The organism is Pseudomonas japonica, assembly GCF_013522925.1.
Taxonomy (GTDB): Bacteria; Pseudomonadota; Gammaproteobacteria; order Pseudomonadales; family Pseudomonadaceae; genus Aquipseudomonas; species Aquipseudomonas japonica_A.
Map to the genome: position 1 here is coordinate 166922 of NZ_JAAMQU010000011.1, position 19699 is coordinate 186620.

18 protein-coding genes are annotated in these 19699 nt (G+C 61.6%); 14 read left to right on the plus strand and 4 right to left on the minus strand.

Annotated features, from left to right (window positions below; genetic code table 11):
- The first annotated feature begins 193 nt into the window (after positions 1–193).
- The 10 genes from edd (at position 194) to G7016_RS18230 (ending at position 12372) form a co-directional block, all read left to right on the plus strand.
- Positions 194–2020 (plus strand): phosphogluconate dehydratase, encoded by a 1827-nt coding sequence (gene edd / locus G7016_RS18185; protein ID WP_181117121.1) that lies wholly within the window; start codon positions 194–196, stop codon positions 2018–2020.
- Positions 2017–2973, plus strand: a complete 957-nt coding sequence (locus G7016_RS18190; RefSeq protein ID WP_181117122.1) for a glucokinase — start codon at positions 2017–2019, stop codon at positions 2971–2973. The genes edd and G7016_RS18190 overlap by 4 nt, the downstream gene beginning before the upstream one ends.
- 45 nt (positions 2974–3018) lie before the next feature.
- Positions 3019–3747: a response regulator gene (locus G7016_RS18195; protein WP_375139237.1), complete on the plus strand. Its 729-nt coding sequence runs from the start codon at positions 3019–3021 to the stop codon at positions 3745–3747.
- 34 nt (positions 3748–3781) lie between these two features.
- A complete protein-coding gene (locus tag G7016_RS18200) occupies positions 3782–5182 on the plus strand; it encodes an ATP-binding protein (RefSeq protein ID WP_181117195.1) in 1401 nt (466 codons plus the stop codon).
- A gap of 119 nt (positions 5183–5301) precedes the next feature.
- A complete protein-coding gene (locus G7016_RS18205) occupies positions 5302–6558 on the plus strand; it encodes a D-mannose isomerase (protein ID WP_181117123.1) in 1257 nt (418 codons plus the stop codon).
- 103 nt (positions 6559–6661) lie between these two features.
- The gene (locus G7016_RS18210) at positions 6662–7948 is read left to right on the plus strand and encodes an ABC transporter substrate-binding protein (RefSeq protein WP_181117124.1); all 1287 of its coding nucleotides are present in this window, start codon (positions 6662–6664) and stop codon (positions 7946–7948) included.
- 83 nt (positions 7949–8031) lie between these two features.
- A complete protein-coding gene (locus tag G7016_RS18215; protein WP_181117125.1) occupies positions 8032–8940 on the plus strand; it encodes a carbohydrate ABC transporter permease in 909 nt (302 codons plus the stop codon).
- Positions 8933–9778: a carbohydrate ABC transporter permease gene (locus G7016_RS18220; protein WP_181117126.1), complete on the plus strand. Its 846-nt coding sequence runs from the start codon at positions 8933–8935 to the stop codon at positions 9776–9778. The genes G7016_RS18215 and G7016_RS18220 overlap by 8 nt, the downstream gene beginning before the upstream one ends.
- A gap of 5 nt (positions 9779–9783) precedes the next feature.
- A complete protein-coding gene (locus G7016_RS18225) occupies positions 9784–10944 on the plus strand; it encodes an ABC transporter ATP-binding protein (protein WP_181117127.1) in 1161 nt (386 codons plus the stop codon).
- A 138-nt stretch (positions 10945–11082) separates the two neighbouring features.
- A complete protein-coding gene (locus tag G7016_RS18230; protein ID WP_375139240.1) occupies positions 11083–12372 on the plus strand; it encodes a carbohydrate porin in 1290 nt (429 codons plus the stop codon).
- 94 nt (positions 12373–12466) lie between these two features.
- Here the strand turns inward: G7016_RS18230 and hexR are convergent, their stop codons facing one another.
- Positions 12467–13321, minus strand: a complete 855-nt coding sequence (gene hexR / locus G7016_RS18235; protein ID WP_181117196.1) for a DNA-binding transcriptional regulator HexR — start codon at positions 13319–13321, stop codon at positions 12467–12469.
- 216 nt (positions 13322–13537) lie between these two features.
- On the opposite strand from hexR, the gene zwf reads away from it, so the two are divergent.
- Together zwf and G7016_RS18245 are read left to right on the plus strand one after the other, a co-directional pair.
- Positions 13538–15004, plus strand: a complete 1467-nt coding sequence (zwf, locus tag G7016_RS18240) for a glucose-6-phosphate dehydrogenase (RefSeq protein WP_181117129.1) — start codon at positions 13538–13540, stop codon at positions 15002–15004.
- Positions 15005–15088: 84 nt separating this feature from the next.
- On the plus strand, positions 15089–15748 hold the full coding sequence (locus G7016_RS18245; protein WP_181117130.1) for a bifunctional 4-hydroxy-2-oxoglutarate aldolase/2-dehydro-3-deoxy-phosphogluconate aldolase: 660 nt from the start codon (positions 15089–15091) through the stop codon (positions 15746–15748).
- Between the two features lie 57 nt (positions 15749–15805).
- Here G7016_RS18245 and G7016_RS18250 read toward each other — a convergent pair whose 3' ends face one another.
- Positions 15806–16033 (minus strand): DUF3820 family protein, encoded by a 228-nt coding sequence (locus G7016_RS18250; protein ID WP_181117131.1) that lies wholly within the window; start codon positions 16031–16033, stop codon positions 15806–15808.
- A 206-nt stretch (positions 16034–16239) separates the two neighbouring features.
- On the opposite strand from G7016_RS18250, the gene G7016_RS18255 reads away from it, so the two are divergent.
- Positions 16240–16695 carry a ferritin-like domain-containing protein gene (locus G7016_RS18255; protein ID WP_181117132.1) on the plus strand — a complete coding sequence of 152 codons (456 nt, stop codon included), beginning with the start codon at positions 16240–16242 and terminating at the stop codon, positions 16693–16695.
- Positions 16696–16729: 34 nt separating this feature from the next.
- On the opposite strand, the gene G7016_RS18260 is transcribed toward G7016_RS18255, so the two are convergent.
- Complete coding sequence (locus G7016_RS18260) at positions 16730–18262, minus strand: GGDEF domain-containing protein (RefSeq protein ID WP_181117133.1); 1533 nt, start codon at positions 18260–18262, stop codon at positions 16730–16732.
- 357 nt (positions 18263–18619) lie between these two features.
- Between G7016_RS18260 and G7016_RS18265 the strand changes: the two genes are divergently transcribed.
- Positions 18620–18757, plus strand: a complete 138-nt coding sequence (locus G7016_RS18265; protein WP_181117134.1) for a hypothetical protein — start codon at positions 18620–18622, stop codon at positions 18755–18757.
- 22 nt (positions 18758–18779) lie between these two features.
- Here G7016_RS18265 and G7016_RS18270 read toward each other — a convergent pair whose 3' ends face one another.
- Entirely contained in the window at positions 18780–19670 is an 891-nt protein-coding gene (locus G7016_RS18270) for a chemotaxis protein CheV (RefSeq protein WP_181117135.1), read from the minus strand.
- Between the last annotated feature and the right edge of the window lie 29 nt (positions 19671–19699).

Sequence of the window (19699 nt, forward strand, 5' to 3'; positions counted from 1 at the left end):
TTGGAATTACAAGATTATTCGCATAGAAATAGAAAACAAGCCTTTTTGATGGCAGAATTTTGTTTTATCTACAACGCGTGACCGGTACGGCTCTGTCTTTTGATCGACCCCTGGCAGTTAAGTTGAAAGTTTCACCCCAGGACGATCCGCTGCGGCGCCCGATAACGGTCCCATTTAAAGCCTGGAGTCCTACATGCATCCCCGCGTCCTCGAGGTTACCGAACGGCTGATCGAACGCAGCCGCCCCACGCGCGAGCGTTACCTGGCCATGATCCGCGCCGCCGCGACCGACGGTCCTCAGCGCGGCAAGCTGCAATGCGCGAACTTTGCCCACGGCGTGGCCGGTTGCGGCGCGGAGGACAAACACCACCTGCGCCTGCTCAATGCGGCGAACGTGGCGATCGTGTCGGCCTACAACGACATGCTCTCGGCGCATCAGCCCTACGAGCGTTACCCCGACGTGATCAAGGCCGCCTTGCGGGAAATGGGCTCGGTAGGCCAATTCGCCGGTGGTGTGCCGGCCATGTGTGATGGGGTGACCCAGGGCGAGCCGGGTATGGAGTTGTCGATCGCCAGCCGCGAAACCATCGCCATGGCCACCGCGGTGGCGCTGTCCCACAACATGTTCGACGCAGCCCTGTGCCTGGGCATTTGCGACAAGATCGTTCCGGGCCTGATGATCGGCGCCCTGCGTTTTGGGCACTTGCCGACCATCTTCGTGCCGGGCGGGCCCATGCCGTCCGGCATCTCCAACAAGCAGAAAGCCGACGTCCGCCAGCGCTACGCCGAAGGCAAGGCCACGCGTGAAGAGCTGCTGGAATCGGAGATGAATTCCTACCATGCACCGGGCACCTGCACGTTCTACGGCACCGCCAACACCAACCAGCTGGTGATGGAAGTCATGGGGCTGCACTTGCCCGGGTCGTCCTTCATCAACCCCAACACTCCGCTGCGCGAGGCGCTCACGGTCGAAGCCGCCCAGCAAGTGGTGCGCATCACCAAGGCCAGCGGCAACTTCATGCCGCTGGGCGAAATCGTCGACGAGCGCGCGCTGGTCAACGCCTGCGTGGCCTTGCATGCCACCGGTGGTTCCACCAACCACACCTTGCACCTGCCAGCGATCGCCATGGCGGCGGGCATCCAGCTCACCTGGAAAGACATGGCCGACCTGTCCGAGGTGGTGCCCACGCTGTCCAACGTGTACCCGAACGGCAAAGCGGACATCAATCACTTCCAGGCAGCCGGCGGCATGGCGTTCCTGATCCGCGAGCTGTTGAGCGCCGGGCTGTTGCACGAAGATGTGAACACCGTACTGGGCAAAGGCCTGGCCGCCTACACCCGCGAGCCCTTCCTGGACAATGGCAAGCTGGTATGGCGCGATGGCCCGAGCGATAGCCTCGAAGAAGCGATCCTGCGCCCGGCCAGCCGCCCCTTCTCCAATGAAGGCGGGCTGCGGGTTATGGAAGGCAACCTGGGCCGCGGCGTGATGAAAGTGTCGGCCGTGGCGCCGGAATTCCGCGTAGTGGAGGCCCCTGCCCGGGTATTCGAAGACCAGCAGGAACTGGCCGATGCGTTCAAGGCCGGTGAGCTGGAGCGCGACGTGGTAGCGGTGGTGCGCTTCCAGGGGCCACGGGCCAACGGCATGCCGGAACTGCACAAGATGACCCCCTTCCTCGGCGTGCTGCAGGACCGAGGCTTCAAGGTGGCGCTGGTTACTGATGGACGAATGTCTGGTGCATCGGGCAAGATCCCGGCCGCGATCCATGTCTGCCCGGAAGGGGTGGACGATGGCCCGCTGGCCCGCGTGCGCGATGGCGATATCATCCGCGTCGACGGCGCGACCGGAAGCCTTGAGCTCAAGGTCGATCCGGCCGAGTTCGCCGCCCGCGAGCCTGCGGTGCCAACCATCGACAGCAGCGTGGGCTGCGGTCGTGAACTGTTCAGTTTCATGCGGGTGGCGTTCAGCTCGGCCGAGCAGGGCGCCAGCGCCTTTACCTCGGCTTTGGGAGCCCTTAAATGACATTGGCACTGGTAGGTGACATCGGTGGCACCAACGCTCGTTTCGCCCTGTGGGAAAACGATGCGATGCGCGCGGTGCAGGTTTTCTCCACCGCCGACTACACCAGCCCCGAGCAAGCCATTGCGCAGTACCTGAAAGACCAGGGCCTGGCCGCGGGCGCGGTCTCTCAGGTGTGCCTGGCGGTTGCCGGGCCCGTGGACGGCGACGAGTTCCGCTTCACCAACAACCACTGGCGGCTTAGCCAGAAGGCCTTCTGCAACACGTTGCGGGTAGAGCGCCTGCTGTTGATCAACGACTTCACCGCCATGGCGCTGGGCATGACCCAGCTACAGGAAGGTGAATTCAGGACCGTGCGCGAAGGCCGTGCCGACCCGCGCCGCCCGGCCGTGGTGATTGGCCCGGGTACCGGCCTTGGGGTTGGCACCTTGCTCAACCTCGGGGGCGGGCACTACATGGCCTTGCCAGGCGAGGGCGGCCATGTGGACCTTCCGGTGGGCAATGCCCGTGAAGCCAGCCTGCGCCAGCACATCCAGGACGAGATCGGCCATGTGAGCGCCGAAACCATCCTCAGCGGCGGCGGCCTGTTGCGGTTGTACCAGGCGATCTGCGCGCTGGACGACCACCCGGTGAAAGCGGCGCAGCCATCACAGGTAACCGAACTGGCGCTGGCAGGCGACCCCGTGGCCGAGCAGACCATCGACCAGTTCTGCCGCTTCCTCGGGCGGGTGGCTGGCAACAACGTGCTTACCGTGGGTGGGCTCGGTGGGGTGTATATCGTGGGCGGGGTAATCCCTAAATTCATCGAGCGTTTTCTGGCCAGCGGCTTCAACGAGAGCTTCGGCGACAAAGGCTGCATGAGCGGATATTTCTCAAATGTGCCGGTATGGGTTGTGACCGCCGAGTTCTCGGGCCTGATCGGGGCAGGAGTGGCCTTGCGGGAAGGGCCGCTCTGAGCGTCTAATCGGCGTCGAACGGGCGACGACCCGGGATGACGGGGAATGACCGCTTTGACCACTGCCGGAAAGACCATCCTCCTGGTGGATGATGACCAGGACATTCGCGAACTGCTGACCACCTACCTGGGCCGTGCCGGCTTTCAGGTACGGGCGGTCGGCGATGGCCAGGGTTTTCGCGAAGCGTTCAACGCAGCCGGCGTGGACCTCGTCATCCTGGACATCATGCTGCCCGACGAGGACGGCTTCAGCCTGTGCCGGTGGGCCCGGCAGCACCCCCGCCAGGCACAGGTGCCGATCATCATGCTCACCGCCAGCTCCGATGAGGCCGACCGTATCGTCGGCCTTGAGCTGGGCGCGGACGATTACCTGGGCAAACCCTTCAGCCCCCGCGAACTGCAAGCCCGGATCAAGGCGCTGCTGCGACGGGCGCAATTTGGCAGCGAACGCACCAGCGAACTGCTCGCCTTCGACGAGTGGCGGCTGGACGTTGTAAGCCACCGCTTGTTCCACGTGGACGGCGAAGAAGTGATCCTCTCTGGCGCTGATTTCGCCCTGCTCAAGTTATTCCTTGACCATCCTCAGCAGATTCTTGATCGCGACACCATTGGCAATGCGACCCGCGGGCGAGAGCCCATGCCGCTGGACCGCATCGTTGACATGGCCGTCAGCCGCCTTCGCCAGCGCCTGCGTGATACGGATAAACCGCCGCGGTTGATCCGTACCGTGCGGGGCAGTGGTTACCTGCTGGCGGCCAACGTTGTCGCGGCGTAAGCGGCTACCGCTGCCGCGCTCGCTGCTGGGGCGCATGCTGCTGCTTACCCTGTTGGCCGTTCTGTTCGCCCAGGCGTTGTCCAGCGTGATCTGGCTGTCGCAGCTGCGCGAAACCCAGCTCGAGGGCCTGGTCACCAGCGCCCGTAGCCTTGCGCATTCGATGTCGGCCAGCGTGAGCTATTTCCGTTCGCTGCCGTTGGCCTATCGCCCTTTGGTGCTGGACCAGCTGCGCAGCATGGGCGGCACACGGTTTTTCGTGTCCCTCAATGACAAACCGCTGAGCATGCGCGTACTGGAACCGTCGCCACGTCGGCAGGCGGTGATCAACGCCGTGGAAGCGGTATTGCATCAACAGCTTGGCGAGCAGGTGAGCCTGACGGTGCAGTTCGTGACGCCTCAGGACTTGCGTATCTTCAACAGCGGCCTGGCCCTGGACGATCTTCCACGTTCCTGGGCGCACTACGCCCTGACCCTGGAGCCCGTGAACCCGCCCGTGATGGTCACCCAGATCCGCCTGGGCGACGGCGAGTGGCTATACATTGCCTCACTCTTGCCCGAGCCCTATACCAGCCTCGACGAAGAAGGCCTGCCGGCCCAGCAGCTTCTGTTCATCGCCCTCACCAGCGCCTTTTTGCTGGTGTTCATCGGGTTGCTGGTGCACTGGCAAAGCCGGCCCCTCAAGCGCCTCGCCCGTGCCGCGCGGGAGCTGTCCCTGGGTGCGGAGCCTGATCAGCCCCTGGCGGAGGGAGGCGGCAGCGAAGTGGTGGAGGTGAGCCGAGCCTTCAATGCCATGCGCGAACGCATCAGCCGGTACCTCACCGAGCGCAGCCAGCTGTTCAGCGCCATATCCCATGACTTGCGCACACCGATCACGCGGCTTCGCCTGCGCGTGGAACTGCTCGAAGACGAAGCCCTGCATGCCCGCTTCAATCGTGACCTTGACGAGTTGGACCTGCTGGTAAAAGGCGCCTTGCAGTGCGTGAAGGACACCGACATCCATGAAAACATCGAGCGGGTGGACCTGAACCAGGTGCTCGATTGCCTGGTGGAGCCGTATCTGGGGCCCGTGGGCAACGGCCGGGTGACCATCAATGGCCGCGCACGCCGGGTGTACCGGGGCAAGGCGCTGGCGCTCAAGCGTTGTATGGGCAACCTGATCGACAACGCGCTCAAGTACGGCGACCGTGCCCATCTGTTCGTGGAGGACTCGGCCAAGGCGTTCGTGCTGCATGTGGATGACGAAGGGCCGGGGGTGCCGGCACAGCGCCTGGAGACCGTGTTCGAGCCTCATGTGCGCCTGTCCAGCAACCAGCAGGGTTACGGCCTGGGGCTTGGGATTGCACGCAATATTGCCCACAGCCATGGCGGTGAAGTGACCCTGCAGAACCTGCGCGAAGGTGGGTTGCGGGTAACCCTGTACCTACCCCGACAGTAACCCGTTATCCGCCAGGTAAAACGTCACAATATGGTGACATTTCAAAACCGCTTCGTTACGCGGGCACTCTTGCAGCTTGGTTACACTCGGCCCGCGAACAATAAAAACGCAGGGTTCCCATGGAAAGGCACCAACCCCGATTCAATACCTGGCTGGCCGCGCCTGCGCACCAGCAATGGCTTGGCGCCGAGGCTTGCAGGCTGGCACGGTTTGCCCGGGCCGCGCAGCTCGAGGAGGGCTTCGGCCCGCTGGACGAGCGTGGCCAGTTGGCGAGCGACCAAGCGCAAACTCTCATCACCACACGAATGACCCATAGCTTCGCGCTGGCGCACCTCAGCGGCTTGCCCGGTTACGGTGAGCTGATCGACCACGGCATCGCCGCGCTCGAAGGCTGCCTGCAGGATCCTACCCATGGCGGCTGGTATGCCCTTGCCGATGGCGCGCAAGATACCGGCAAGGCCGCCTACCTCCACGCCTTCGTCGCCCTTGCCGCCAGCTCTGCGGTGGTAGCGGGCAGGGCCGGCGCCGAGGCCCTCCTGGCCAAGGCCATAGACGTGATCGAGCAACGGTTCTGGTGTGAAGCGCAAGGCGCCATGCGCGAATCCTTCGACCAGGCCTGGGCTGCCGAAGAAGCTTACCGCGGCGCCAACAGCAACATGCATAGCGTGGAGGCGTTCCTGGCCTTGGCGGATGTAACCGGTGATGCTGTGTGGCTGCAGCGTGCCTTGCGCATCAGCGAGCGGGTTATCCACGCGCATGCAACCAGCAATGGTCATCGCGTGATCGAGCATTTCGATCCCGACTGGCAGCCCTCGCTGCATTACAACCAGGCCCGCCCGGCTGACCCGTTCCGCCCGTATGGCAGCACCCCTGGCCATGCCTTCGAGTGGGCCCGGTTGCTGCTGCACCTCGAAGCCGCACTCGAGCGCCGAAGCCTTCCTGCGCCGGGCTGGTTGCTGGCTCACGCCCGAAGCCTGTTCGCTACCGCGTGCCGTACCGCCTGGCACATAGATGGCGCGCCAGGGCTGGTGTATACGCTGGATTGGGACGACCAGCCGCTGGTGCGCCAGCGCATGCACTGGGTTCACGCCGAAGCCAGCTCGGCAGCCGCTGCGCTGCTCAGGCGTACCGCCGAGCCCGACTATGAACAGTGGTACCGCGTGTTCTGGGATTTCACCGAGCGCTTCCTGATCGACCTGGAGCACGGGAGCTGGCATCACGAGCTTGATGCCGGCAACCGGCCCAGTGCCGAGGTATGGGGCGGCAAGCCGGACCTGTACCACGCGCTTCAGGCGGTGCTGTTGCCAGGCCTGCCGTTGTCCTTGAGCCTGGCCAGCGCAGTTGCCAGTGGCGGGACAATTGTCACGGCTCGGTGACAAACGCGCGTCCTTTCGTTACCCGTTGCGCTAAATACCCTGCTTAAACTTCCCGCAGCGCAAGCGCCAGACTTGCAATGCATAACAACAAAAAGGTACTTCGATGAACGCGATCAATCGCCTCGCCGCTGTTGTTTCTCTCGCCACGCTATTCCCCTTCGCTGTGCATGCCGCCGATGGCAAAGGCACCGTCGAGGTCGTGCATTGGTGGACCTCGGGCGGCGAAAAGGCTGCTGTTGATGTACTCAAGGCTCAAGTAGAAAAAGACGGCTTCACCTGGAAAGACGGCGCTGTTGCCGGTGGCGGCGGTTCCACTGCCATGACCGTGCTCAAAAGCCGCGCCATGGCCGGTAACCCGCCCGGCGTTGCGCAGATCAAAGGCCCCGACATCCAGGAATGGGGCAGCACTGGCTTGCTGAACCCGGACGCGCTCACCGACGTTGCCAAACAGGAAAACTGGGACGGGCTGCTGTCGAAGAAAGTCGCCGATACCGTGAAGTTCGAAGGCAAGTACGTTGCCGTGCCGGTGAACATCCACCGGGTGAACTGGCTGTGGATCAACCCGGAAGTCTTCAAGAAAGCCGGCATCGCCAAGGCGCCTACCACCCTCGAAGAATTCTACGCCGCCGGCGACAAACTCAAGGCCGCTGGCTTCATCGCCCTGGCTCACGGTGGTCAGCCTTGGCAGGACAGCACTGTCTTCGAAGACGTCGTGCTCTCGGTCATGGGCGCCGATGGCTTCAAGAAAGCCTTCGTGGACCTGGACGAAAAAACCCTGACCGGCCCTGAAATGGTGAAATCCTTCACCGAGCTCAAGAAAGTCGCCACCTACATGGACGCCAACCGCGCGGGCCGTGACTGGAACCTCGCCGCTGGCGACGTGATCGACGGCAAGGCCGGCATGCAGGCCATGGGTGACTGGGCCAAGAGCGAGTGGACCGCCAAGCACAAGGTAGCCGGCAAGGACTACCAGTGCGTGCCGTTCCCGGGCACCGACAAGGCCTTCACCTACAACATCGACTCCCTCGCGGTGTTCCTGCTCAAGGACAAGAACAACATCGCGGCGCAGCAGGACCTGGCCAAGGTCGCGTTGGGCACCGATTTCCAGAAGGTCTTCAGCATTAACAAAGGTTCGATCCCCGTTCGTACCGACATGCAGAACGACATGGAAAAACTCGGCTTCGACAGCTGCGCTCAACAGGCGGCCAAGGACTTCCTGGCCGACGACAAGAGCGGTGGCCTGCAGCCGAGCATGGCGCACAACATGGCAACCTCGCTGGCAGTTCAGGGCGCGATATTTGACGTAGTCACCAACTACATCAACAACCCGGGTGCAGACCCGGCCGCGGCCGCCAAGCAACTGGCAAGCGCTATCAAAAGCGCCAAGTAACCTGCCGAGCCAACCTGCACCGTGGTCACGAGCATGACTGCGGTGCAGGCCCCGAACCCGAATGCTTCTAGCGGACACAAGTCATGAGCTCAGTAGCGGTCTTGAGCAAAGCGTCACCCCTGGATGCCCTCCAGCGCTGGCTACCCAAGCTGGTGTTGGCACCGAGCATGTTGATCGTGCTGGTGGGCTTCTATGGTTACATCATCTGGACGTTCGTGCTGTCGTTCACCAGTTCCACCTTCATGCCAAATTACAAATTCGTTGGCCTGCAACAGTACGTGCGCCTGCTGGACAACGATCGCTGGTGGGTCGCCAGCAAGAACCTGGCAATATTCGGCGGTATGTTCATCGCCATCAGCCTGGTGATCGGTGTATTCCTCGCGGTGCTGCTGGACCAGCGCATCCGCCGCGAAGGCTTTTTGCGCACCGTTTACCTGTACCCCATGGCGCTGTCGATGATCGTCACCGGCACCGCCTGGAAGTGGCTGCTCAACCCAGGCCTGGGCCTGGACAAGATGCTGCGCGACTGGGGCTGGGAAGGCTTCAGGCTGGACTGGCTGGTGGATCAGGACCGAGTGATCTACTGCGTGGTGATCGCTGCCGTGTGGCAGTCCTCGGGCTTTGTGATGGCGTTGTTCCTCGCCGGCCTGCGCGGGGTGGACAGTTCCATCGTGCGCGCGGCCCAGGTAGACGGCGCCAGCTTGCCCACCATTTATATGAAGATCGTATTGCCGAGCCTGCGCCCGGTGTTCTTCAGCGCCTTCATGATCCTGGCGCACATCGCGATCAAGAGCTTCGACCTGGTGATGGCGATGACGGCCGGCGGCCCTGGCTATGCCTCCGACCTGCCCGCCGTGTTCATGTATTCCTTCACCTTCAGCCGTGGGCAGATGGGCGTTGGCTCGGCCAGTGCCATGCTGATGCTCGGGGCGATCCTGGCCATTCTGGTGCCTTACCTCTACTCGGAATTGCGAGGCAAGCGCCATGACTGATACTCGCCTCAAGCAGGGCCTGACCCTGGACCGCGTCGCCATCTATGCGGTGCTGCTGGTCGCCGCGGCGATTTACCTGGTGCCGCTGGTGGTGATGTTGCTCACCAGCTTCAAGTCGCCGGAGGACGTGTTTGCGGGCAACCTGCTGAGCCTTCCTCAGGTATTTACCGTAGAAGGCTGGCAGAAAGCCTGGAATACCGTGGGCGGCTATTTCTGGAACTCGGTGAAAATCACTGTTCCGGCCGTACTCATTTCCACGTTCGTGGGCGCGCTCAACGGCTATGTGCTGTCGATGTGGCGTTTCCGGGGTTCGCAGCTGTTCTTCGGTTTGTTGCTGTTTGGCTGCTTCCTGCCATTCCAGACCGTACTGCTTCCGGCTTCGTTCACCCTTGGCAAGATGGGCCTGGCCAATACCACCACCGGCCTGGTGCTGGTGCACGTGGTGTATGGCCTGGCGTTTACCACGCTGTTCTTCCGCAACTTCTATGTGAGCGTACCGGATGCACTGGTACGGGCCGCGCGGCTGGACGGCGCAGGGTTCTTCACGATTTTCGGCCGCATTCTGCTGCCGATGTCGATCCCGACCATCATGGTGTGCCTGATCTGGCAGTTCACCCAGATCTGGAACGACTTCCTCTTCGGCGTGGTGTTTGCCAGTGGCGATGCCCAGCCCATTACGGTGGCGCTGAACAACCTGGTCAATACCAGCACCGGGGTGAAGGAATATAACGTGGATATGGCTGCGGCGATGATCGCCGGGCTACCGACGCTGCTAGTGTATGTGCTGGCAGGCAAGTATTTCCTGCGCGGGCTCACGGCCGGCGCGGTCAAGGGGTAAGGCACATGGCAACGCTTGAACTGCGTAACGTAATCAAAAGCTACGGCAGCGGCTTGCCGGACACCCTCAAGGACATCCAGCTGGCGATCGACTCTGGTGAGTTCCTGATCCTGGTGGGCCCGTCGGGGTGTGGTAAATCGACCCTGATGAACTGCATCGCCGGCCTTGAGAACATCACCGGCGGCGCGATCATGGTCGACGGCGTGGACATCAGCGGCATGAGCCCCAAAGACCGGGACATCGCCATGGTGTTCCAGTCGTACGCGCTGTACCCCACCATGACGGTGCGCGAGAACATCGCGTTCGGGCTCAAGATCCGCAAGATGCCCACGGCCGAAATCGACCAGGAAGTGGCCCGCGTAGCCAAGCTTCTGCAGATCGAACACTTGCTTACGCGCAAGCCTGGCCAACTCTCGGGCGGCCAACAGCAGCGGGTGGCCATGGGGCGTGCGCTGGCGCGGCGGCCGAAGATCTACCTGTTCGACGAGCCATTGTCGAACCTGGACGCCAAGCTCCGCGTGGAAATGCGCACCGAAATCAAGCTGATGCATCAGCGGTTGCGCACCACCACCGTGTATGTGACCCATGACCAGATCGAGGCCATGACCCTGGGTGACAAGGTTGCCGTGATGAAGGACGGCATCATTCAGCAATTTGGTACGCCGAAGGATATTTATAACGATCCGGCTAACCTGTTTGTGGCAAGCTTTATCGGTTCGCCACCCATGAACTTCATTCCGCTGCGCCTGCAGCGGCGGGATGTGGGCCTGGTTGCTGTGCTGGACAGCGGCCAGGCACGCTGCGAGTTGCCCCTTGGCCTGCATACCGCAGGCCTTGAGGACCGAGAGGTGATTCTGGGTGTGCGCCCGGAACAACTGATCGTGGCAAGGGAGGCGGGCAGCGCCTTCCCCGGCCTGCGGGCGGAAGTCCAGGTCATCGAGCCTACCGGGCCCGATACCCTGGTGTTCGTGACCTTGAACGACACGAAGGTGTGCTGCCGGGTGGCCCCCGACGACGCACCGGCGGTGGGGGCGTCGCTGGATGTACGTTTCGATCCGAGCAAGGTCCTGTTGTTCGACGCCGCCACCGGCGAACGTCTGGGATTGGCGGCTGCGCCCGTGGAGCAGCCGCGCAGCGACAACGTGGCTCGTTTTACGGGCCGCTGAGTGAGCGGGTGCCAACACCCGCCGCACAACGATGAGTTCCAATAACAATAAAACGAGGGTAGCCAGGGAATGAACAAGCAAATCATCACCAAAACGAACACCTTGCGGCTGGCGCGCCAGCTTTCGGTGTTGGGCGCGATGGGGTTGGCGACCACTGCCTACGCGGCCAAGCCCTACGATGCGTCGCAATACGGCACTGGCGACTGGGGCGGGCTGCGTCATGAGCTTTACGACAAGGGTTATGACTTCACCCTGGAGTACGTAGGTGAAGCAGCTACCAACCTGAACGGCGGCTATAACGACGACCGTACGGCTCGTTACTCCGACCAGTTCGCGCTGGGCGTACAGCTGGACCTGGAAAAGCTCTTCGGCTGGCACGGCGCGGAGTTCAAGCTGGCAGTCACCGAGCGTAGCGGCCGCAACATCAGCAACGACCGCATCGGTGACCCGCGCGCCGGCACGCTCAGCTCCTCGCAGGAAGTATGGGGCCGGGGCCAAACCTGGCGCCTGACCCAGATGTGGGTCAAGCAGACCTTCCTGGACGACAAGCTGGACGTGAAATTCGGCCGTTTCGGCGAGGGCGAGGACTTCAACAGCTTCCCTTGCGACTTCCAGAACCTGGCGTTCTGCGGCTCGCAGGTGGGTAACTGGATCGGGGACATCTGGTACAACTGGCCTGTGTCGCAGTGGGCATTGCGCGTGAAGTACAACATCACGCCTGAGTTCTACGCACAGATCGGTGCCTACGAGCAGAACCCGTCCTACCTCGAAACCGGCAATGCCTGGAAGTTGAGCGGCAGCGGCACCAAGGGCGCGATCATTCCAGTGGAAGTGGTGTGGTCGCCGACTGTCAACGGCTTGCCGGGTGAGTACCGCCTGGGCTACTACTACAGCACGGCCAAGGCGAACGACGTATCCGAAGGCGAAGACGGCCAGTTGCAAGCCAGCAGTGGCGGTGCCTACCGTACCCACGGCAGCAAACATGGCGCATGGGTTGTGGTCCAGCAGCAGTTGACCAGCCACAACGGCGACGCCAGCCGCGGCCTGAGCATCTTTGCCAACGCCACCGTGCACGACAAGGCCACTACCGTCGTGGACAACTACCAACAGGTGGGCTTCGTTTACAAAGGCTTGCTGGACAGCCGTCCAAAGGATGACATCGGTGTGGGCATCGCACGTATCCACGTGAACGACGATGTGTCTGACAACGCTCGCCTGGCCAACGCCTTGAGCGGTATCGACGACTACGACAACCCAAGCTACGTGCCGATCCGCAGCAGTGAATACGACGCCGAGATCTACTACGGCTTCCACGTCACCAACTGGCTGACCGTGCGTCCCAACCTGCAGTACATCAAGCGCCCAGGTGGCGTGGATGATGTGGACAACGCACTGGTGGCTGGCCTGAAGGTGCAGTCCAAGTTCTAATCGCGTTGTCGTCGTTCCCGGGCTCACGCCAGATGGCCGGCCGCCCGGTCCTGCATGGTTAGGATCGGGTGGAGCCCGGGAATGATCTGCTCGGTTACCCCTCTTCGAGGGGATACCGGCTGGCGTTCAAGCTCTCCTTGATCTTGCGCAAGTGCGGCTGGAAGTCCGAGCCGCGGCGCAGGGTCATGCCTGTCGCCAGGACGTCGAGTACGGTGAGTTGGATAATGCGTGAGGTCATGGGCATGTAAATGTCCGTGTCCTCGGGCAACGGGATGTTCAAGCTCAAGCTGCTCGCCTGCGCCAATGGTGAACCGGCCGCAGTCAGCCCCAGCACCGACGCGCCGTTTTCCCGAGCGATGCGCGCCACTTCCACCAGCTCACGCGTGCGCCCGGTATAGGAAATGATCACGAACAGTTCGCCCGTATGCGCCACCGAGGCAAGCATGCGCTGCATCAGCACGTCCGCGTGGGCAGAGACGGCCAGATTGAAACGGAAGAATTTGTGCTGCGCATCCAGGGCCACCGGCGCCGAAGCCCCCAGGCCGAAGAAGTGGATCTGCCGGGCCTGGATCATCAGGTCCACGGCGCGGCTCACCAGTTGCGGGTCCAGCTGCTGGCAGGCGCTGTCCAGCGAGGCAATGGCGCTGGAAAATATCTTCTGCGTATAAGCGGCAGGGTCGTCGTCCGGCGCAACCGCCCGGCTTACGTAAGCCGCGCCGCTGGCCAGGCTCTGAGCCAGTTGAAGTTTGAGTTCAGGGTACCCGCTTACGCCGAACGAGCGGCAAAAGCGGTTCACCGTGGGCTCACTGACCTTGGCGGCCTGCGCCAGTGCGGCGATACTGAACCGGGTAGCTTGCTGGGGGTTGCCGAGAATGACCTCGGCAACTTTACGCTCCGCCTTGTTCAGCTCTTCGAGGCGCCCCTGGATCTGTTCCAGAAGGTTGCGCACGCGATCCATGTAATCTCCTGTGATAGCCGGCCCGCACCGCGGGTCGTTTCCCGGCACGGCAGCCGTGATGGGTGGTCTATCGTACTGATGGGCCACGGCGATCACCAGTACCCGGCGCGGCAAGCGTGGCGCTTGTTGTTTTATTACTACATTTCGACTTGATCGACGGGGTCAAAACCCGTAATACTCGTCCAACTTGATAAAAGAACCCATATCATGCTGTCGATTTCCGAACCTTGCACCTTTGCTCTCTTCGGCGCCCTCGGTGACCTGGCCTTGCGAAAACTGTTTCCGGCGTTGTACCAGCTGGAGCGCGCAGGCTTGTTGCACCCCGACACCCGCTTGTTCGCATTGGCCCGTGAGCCCGGCGAAGTCGGCGAGCACCTGGCATCGATCGAAGAGCACCTGCACGAATTCGTCCCGGCGGCAGAGCTCGAAACGGACCACCTGGAGCGGTTCAAGGCGCGCCTCGAATACCTGCATGTGGATTTCCTCCTGGCCGAAGACTACGCCGTGCTGGCCGAGCGCATCGGGCCCGCGGCCCAGGTAATCGCCTACTTCGCCACACCGGCTGCGGTGTACGGCGCCATTTGCGAGAACCTCGCGAAGGTGGGCCTGGCCGAGCGCACTCGCGTTGTGCTGGAAAAGCCCATCGGTCACGACCTGGAATCCTCGCGACGGGTGAACGATGCGGTCGCGCATTACTTCCCGGAAAACCGCGTTTACCGGATCGACCATTACCTGGGCAAGGAAACCGTACAAAACCTGATTGCCTTGCGATTCGCCAACAGCCTGTTCGAAACCCAGTGGAACCAGAACTACATCTCCCATGTGGAGATCACCGTTGCCGAGAAGGTGGGTATCGAGGGGCGTTGGGGTTACTTCGACAAGGCGGGTCAATTGCGTGACATGGTGCAGAACCACCTGCTCCAGTTGCTCTGCCTGATCGCCATGGACCCGCCTGCGGACCTTTCCGCCGATGCCATCCGTGACGAAAAGGTGAAAGTCCTCAAGGCGCTGGCGCCCATCACCGGTGAAGGCCTGAGCACCCATGTGGTTCGCGGCCAATACATTGCGGGCTACAGCGAGGGCCGCGGCGTGCCGGGGTATCTGGAGGAAGAAAACTCCAATACCCAGAGCGACACCGAAACCTTCGTGGCCCTGCGCGCCGATATCCGCAACTGGCGCTGGGCCGGGGTGCCGTTCTACCTGCGTACGGGCAAGCGCATGCCGCAAAAGCTCTCGCAGATCGTGATCCACTTCAAGGAACCGCCGCACTACATCTTCGCGCCGGAGCAGCGCCTGCAGATCAGCAACAAGCTGATCATCCGGCTGCAGCCTGACGAAAGCATTTCCTTGCGCGTAATGACCAAGGAGCAGGGCCTGGACAAAGGCATGCACCTGCGCAGCGGACCGCTGCAGCTCAATTTCTCCGACACCTACCGCAGCTCGCGCATTCCGGATGCCTACGAACGTCTGTTGCTCGAAGTGATGCAAGGCAACCAGAACCTCTTCGTGCGCAAGGACGAGATCGAATACGCCTGGCGCTGGTGCGACCAGTTGATCGCCGGGTGGAAGAAATCCGGTGATGCGCCCAAGCCGTACGCGGCGGGCTCCTGGGGCCCGATGAGTTCCATTGCGCTGATCACGCGCGATGGCAGGTCCTGGTATGGCGACATCTGAACACGGCCGCCTGAACGCTGACGGCCCAGCAACCACCACAACACGCCGGCCTCACCGGTGCCCCAGAGCCAAGGATCAGCCGTTATGACGCCTGAACAACAATCCCGCATGGCGGACAAGGTCAAACTCATCGACGAGATGGCGCAACGTGCGCGCATTCTGCCGGTGATAGTCATCAATTCCGAAAGCGAAATCCTGCCATTGGCCGATGCGCTGGCGGCGGGTGGGCTGACCTGCCTTGAAGTGACGCTGCGGTCCCAGTACGGGCTGAAGGCAATCAAGATGCTTCGCCAGCACCGGCCGGAGCTGACCGTGGGGGCAGGAACCGTGCTGGACCGGCAGATGTTTGCCGCGGTGGAAGAAGCGGGCGCTCAGTTCGTGGTAACGCCAGGCGCCACCCAGGACATGCTCCAGGCAGGTGTGGAGAGTGCGATCCCGCTCTTGCCAGGGATCGCCACAGCCTCGGAAATCATGATGGGTTATGCACTGGGCTATCGCCGCTTCAAGTTGTTCCCCGCAGAGATCTGCGGTGGCGTTGCGGCAATCAAGGCTTTCGGTGGCCCGTTTGGCGACGTTCGCTTCTGCCCCACCGGTGGCGTGAACACCGGCAATGTGAAGGCCTACATGAGCTTGCCGAACGTGATGTGCGTGGGCGGTACATGGATGCTCGACAAGGCGTGGATCAGCGGCGGGGAGTGGGACAAGGTCGAACAATGCAGCCGCGAGGCCGTTGCGTTGTTCTGATACAGCATTGTTGCTCGTTTCATGGCTTTTAGGTGCGCTTGGTCGGCGCACCTTTTTTTATTCCGCGGCTCGGTGCTTCAGCCTCAGTGGGGCCAGCAAGTCGTTCAGCCCGTTGTGATCGATCTCGTACATCAGCGCCAGCAAGGCGCCTAGTTCCCCGTGGGGAAAACCCTGCCGAGCGAACCAACCCAGATAATTGCCTGGCAGATCCGCCAGCAAGCGGCCCTTGTATTTACCGTAGGGCATCCTGGTGGTTACCAATGCCTCAAGTTTTTGGAAATCCATTATTTGGTGCCGTGTTGTTTCGCGAGATAGTAAGCTGCTGCATGCATTTTGCAATGTAGCAAAAACAGGATATTGCATTCGGAATGGTAGCGTAAAACCAGGCTGGTCTATAACGCATTGATTTCATTGACTAACCGTAATTGAACAAGGCTGGCACGAAGTCTGCTCTTTCTCTCCCAAAGCATACTGCCAAGAGGAAGATTAAAATGACCAAGTCTGGAGAAGATGTTGTATCGGTACTCAACCGTTTGATCGAAACCTGCAAAGACGGTGAGGAAGGCTTCAAGGCCTGCGCTGATGACATTAAAAACCCTGAACTCAAGGCGCTCTTCCTCAAGCATTCTCAGGAATGCAAAAACGCCGCAGGTGAGCTGCAAGCCGAAGTAACCGCGCTTGGCGGCAGCCCGGAAGATTCCACCAGCCTGAGCGGTGATCTGCACCGTCGCTGGGTCGACCTCAAGTCCCTTATCACCGGCAAAAGCGAAGAGGCCGTATTGAACGAGGCTGAACGAGGTGAGGACGTTGCCATCAAGGCTTACAAGGAGGCTTTGACCCAACCGTTGCCGGCGAATGTGTACGCCATCGTCGAACGCCAGTTCCATGGTGTTCAGCGCAATCATGACCAGATCAAGGCCCTGCGCAATATCGCTCGCGCCAGCTGAATCTTGCTCGTACCAGCTTAAGCTGGAATCCCTCTTACGCCGGCGTTGCCGGCGTTTTTTTTGCCTGGCTACCGGGCTCGGCGTGGCACACCTGATTACGGCCGTCGCGCTTGGCCCGATAAAGCGCCGCATCGGCTTCACAGAGCACACCTTCCAGGGTCGCGGGCAGCCGAGCCTGATCAAATGAAGCCGCCACCCCGATGCTGACGGTGAGGCGCGCGTCATCCAACTCGGTAAGTACCAAGGCTTCGATCTGATGCCGCAGCGATTCGGCCACGGCGAGGGCGCCATTCAGGCCGGTATCAACCAGCACCACCATGAACTCTTCGCCGCCATAACGTGCCGCGAGGTCCCCGGGGCGCTGCACGCTCTGGTTGATGACATCAGCCACGCGGCGCAATGCCTGATCGCCGCCGTGGTGGCCATGGCGCTCGTTGAAGGCACGGAAATGGTCCACGTCGATCATCAGCACGGCCAACCCACGCCGACTGCGCTGCGTGCGCGCCCATTCATGCTGTAGCGTGTGGTCAAGGCGCCGACGGTTAGCCAGGCCGGTGAGCCCATCGGTGGCAGCCAGCGCGGCGAGCGTGTTTTCGGAACGCCTGCCGCGGCGCAGCTCGCGCATGAACAAGACGGTAAGCCAGGCGATACCCAGACACAGCCCCAGCGTTGCCAGGCAGATGACCAGGGCGGTGCGTTGCCATGGGCCGAAGACGTCGTCGTACGCCATGGCTACGATTACCATCAACGGCAGGTCGGCTACGCGGCTATAGCTGTATATCCGTTTGATCCCGTCCAGCCCGGACGTGGACATGAAATAACCTGAAGCACCGCCGTCGAGCATGCGTCGCATGTTCGGCCAGCTGGCGAAGTTGCTGCCAATCACCGGGCCTCCGGGAGGCTCTGGCTCACGTGCGAGCATATCGCCATCGAGGTTTGCCAGGCTCACGCTGCTGCCCTTGCCAATGTTCAGACTTTTGAACAGGTCAGCGAAATAGTCCAGCCGCAACACGCTCGAGGCCATGCCGCGGAATTCGCCCCCAGGGCCCGATATCCGCCGGGTGAAGGCTACACACCAATCAAGCTCGCCCAGCTGATCTTCAAACGGACGGCTTATGTGAAGGGCCAACGAAGGCGAGGAGGCATGCTGGCGGAAATTATCCCGCTGGCTGAAATCAAACCGCCGCGGTTCGGGTGAGAGCGAATCGGCCACCACTGCGCCGTGTTGGTCTACCCATAAAATGTCGCCCCGGAGCGGTATGGAGATCGCGCGCCCGAACAACAGCTGCCGCTTGAGCGAAGGCGGCACCTGTGAAAGCTCCGGATTTTGCGAAGCATCGATCAGGCCCTGAAGCGACAGATCGTAAAGCTCGACCGTGCGCTGGATATCGCTGTCGATCAATTGTGCAACGTTATTGGCGCCACGCAGCGCAACCTCCCTGGCGCTGTCGTATTCCTCGTTGAGCAGAAACGCCACGATGCCAACAATGGTCAGGATTGCTGCCACGCTCCCGATTACAAGAGTGCGCTCGGCATTCACAGCGAGGCGGGTGATAGGGAGTGGCATGACAGCTATAACTCGAAGGCGGGGCGGGCGAGGCCATTCTAGGTAGCGCAGCCAGGGCTCACAAGGCGCAGATCACTGGCAATATGCCAGCTTGGACGGCCGGTCAATGCTCAGCTTTAAGCGTTCAGCATTAAACCCTTATGTTTCCGCGAGTTAAATCGAAGTCTTCGCAAAGCGTTGGAAGTGAATGGAGCCAACGTGTGTTTGAAAAAAGTACTCGCCGTAAAGGTTTCCGAGGGCTGAGGAGGCAGTCGATGACCTTTAGCTGACTTTTCCTACAGAAGGCTCGGAAGCTGCTGATAGATCCATTCAAGCCCGCCGGAGACACTAGCCTGCAAAATCGATAAAGAAACTGCCATGTCCATCGTCTCCAGCGTTGTACCAGGCGCATTGCTCATCAGCTTTGCCGGCGCGGTTCAGGTATTCGTTTTCCCCTTGGCCCAGGGGCCAGGCAATTACCTGTTGGGCATTGCCGGCCTGATCATCCAGCTGTAACACGCTCAACGCGGTTTTGAGCTCACGGCTTGGAACTCACAGCTCGAGCAGCCCGGATAAGGCACTCGGTGAGTTCCGGCGACGAAAACTTGGTCAGCACCGCATCCGCGCCCGCCTCATCCGCCCGCCGGCTATTCATGGCGCTGTCCAGGGACGTATGCAGGAGGATATACAACTGGTTGAAGTCAACGCTTTCACGCAGCGTGCGGGTGAGGGCATAGCCGTCCATCACCGGCATCTCGATGTCCGATACCACGATATTGATTTCCTGCGCGGTCCCTTGCAGGTCGAGCAGGCACATCATGGCGTCCTTCGCACTACGCGCGGTCTGGCATTCGATCCCGAGGCTGCGCAGGGCAAGCACCGATTGCTGCAGCGCGACCTGGCTGTCATCCACAACCAGTATGCGCGCCTGGGCCAGTAATTCGGCTTGCTCGAACGTCAGGTCTTTTGACGCGGGTTCGGGGCGGGGCGGGGCGATGCCGTGGATCACCTTCTCGATATCCAGCACCTGCACCAGCGCACCGTCCACCTGGGTGACCCCCGTAATGAAGGACCGCCCGCCAGACGCATGCGGCGGGGGAAGGATGTCTGTAGAGCGGCAGTGAATGATGCGGCTCACCGCCTGCACATGCAGGCCCTGGCGAGAGCGGCTGACGTCGGTGACGATCAGGCAGCCACCCGAAGGGTCTTCCAGCGGGCGCTCGCCAATTGCCCGGCTGAGGTCGATCACCGACAGCGACGCGCCACGCAGGGTGGCGATGCCGCGTACATGGGGGTGCGAGTCGGGAAGGCGAGTGAGCGCCGGGCAGGGAATGATCTCACTGACCTTCAGCAGGTTGATCGCCATCAGTTTGCCGCTGCGCAGGGTGAACAACAGGAGCGAGAGCGACTCGGCGTTTGCTTTGGACATATCTACCTTCTGAAGCGGGTGCGGAACGG

Bases quoted from the DNA above. Each gene is read 5' to 3' on its own strand.
- edd (WP_181117121.1), top strand. From the start codon at position 194: ATGCATCCCCGCGTCCTCGAGGTTACCGAACGGCTGATCGAACGCAGC.
- G7016_RS18190 (WP_181117122.1), top strand. From the start codon at position 2,017: ATGACATTGGCACTGGTAGGTGACATCGGTGGCACCAACGCTCGTTTC.
- G7016_RS18195 (WP_375139237.1), top strand. From the start codon at position 3,019: ATGACCGCTTTGACCACTGCCGGAAAGACCATCCTCCTGGTGGATGAT.
- G7016_RS18200 (WP_181117195.1), top strand. From the start codon at position 3,782: ATGCTGCTGCTTACCCTGTTGGCCGTTCTGTTCGCCCAGGCGTTGTCC.
- G7016_RS18205 (WP_181117123.1), top strand. From the start codon at position 5,302: ATGGAAAGGCACCAACCCCGATTCAATACCTGGCTGGCCGCGCCTGCG.
- G7016_RS18210 (WP_181117124.1), top strand. From the start codon at position 6,662: ATGAACGCGATCAATCGCCTCGCCGCTGTTGTTTCTCTCGCCACGCTA.
- G7016_RS18215 (WP_181117125.1), top strand. From the start codon at position 8,032: ATGAGCTCAGTAGCGGTCTTGAGCAAAGCGTCACCCCTGGATGCCCTC.
- G7016_RS18220 (WP_181117126.1), top strand. From the start codon at position 8,933: ATGACTGATACTCGCCTCAAGCAGGGCCTGACCCTGGACCGCGTCGCC.
- G7016_RS18225 (WP_181117127.1), top strand. From the start codon at position 9,784: ATGGCAACGCTTGAACTGCGTAACGTAATCAAAAGCTACGGCAGCGGC.
- G7016_RS18230 (WP_375139240.1), top strand. From the start codon at position 11,083: ATGGGGTTGGCGACCACTGCCTACGCGGCCAAGCCCTACGATGCGTCG.
- zwf (WP_181117129.1), top strand. From the start codon at position 13,538: ATGCTGTCGATTTCCGAACCTTGCACCTTTGCTCTCTTCGGCGCCCTC.
- G7016_RS18245 (WP_181117130.1), top strand. From the start codon at position 15,089: ATGACGCCTGAACAACAATCCCGCATGGCGGACAAGGTCAAACTCATC.
- G7016_RS18250 (WP_181117131.1), bottom strand. From the start codon at position 16,033: ATGGATTTCCAAAAACTTGAGGCATTGGTAACCACCAGGATGCCCTAC.
- G7016_RS18255 (WP_181117132.1), top strand. From the start codon at position 16,240: ATGACCAAGTCTGGAGAAGATGTTGTATCGGTACTCAACCGTTTGATC.
- G7016_RS18260 (WP_181117133.1), bottom strand. From the start codon at position 18,262: ATGCCACTCCCTATCACCCGCCTCGCTGTGAATGCCGAGCGCACTCTT.
- G7016_RS18265 (WP_181117134.1), top strand. From the start codon at position 18,620: ATGTCCATCGTCTCCAGCGTTGTACCAGGCGCATTGCTCATCAGCTTT.
- G7016_RS18270 (WP_181117135.1), bottom strand. From the start codon at position 19,670: ATGTCCAAAGCAAACGCCGAGTCGCTCTCGCTCCTGTTGTTCACCCTG.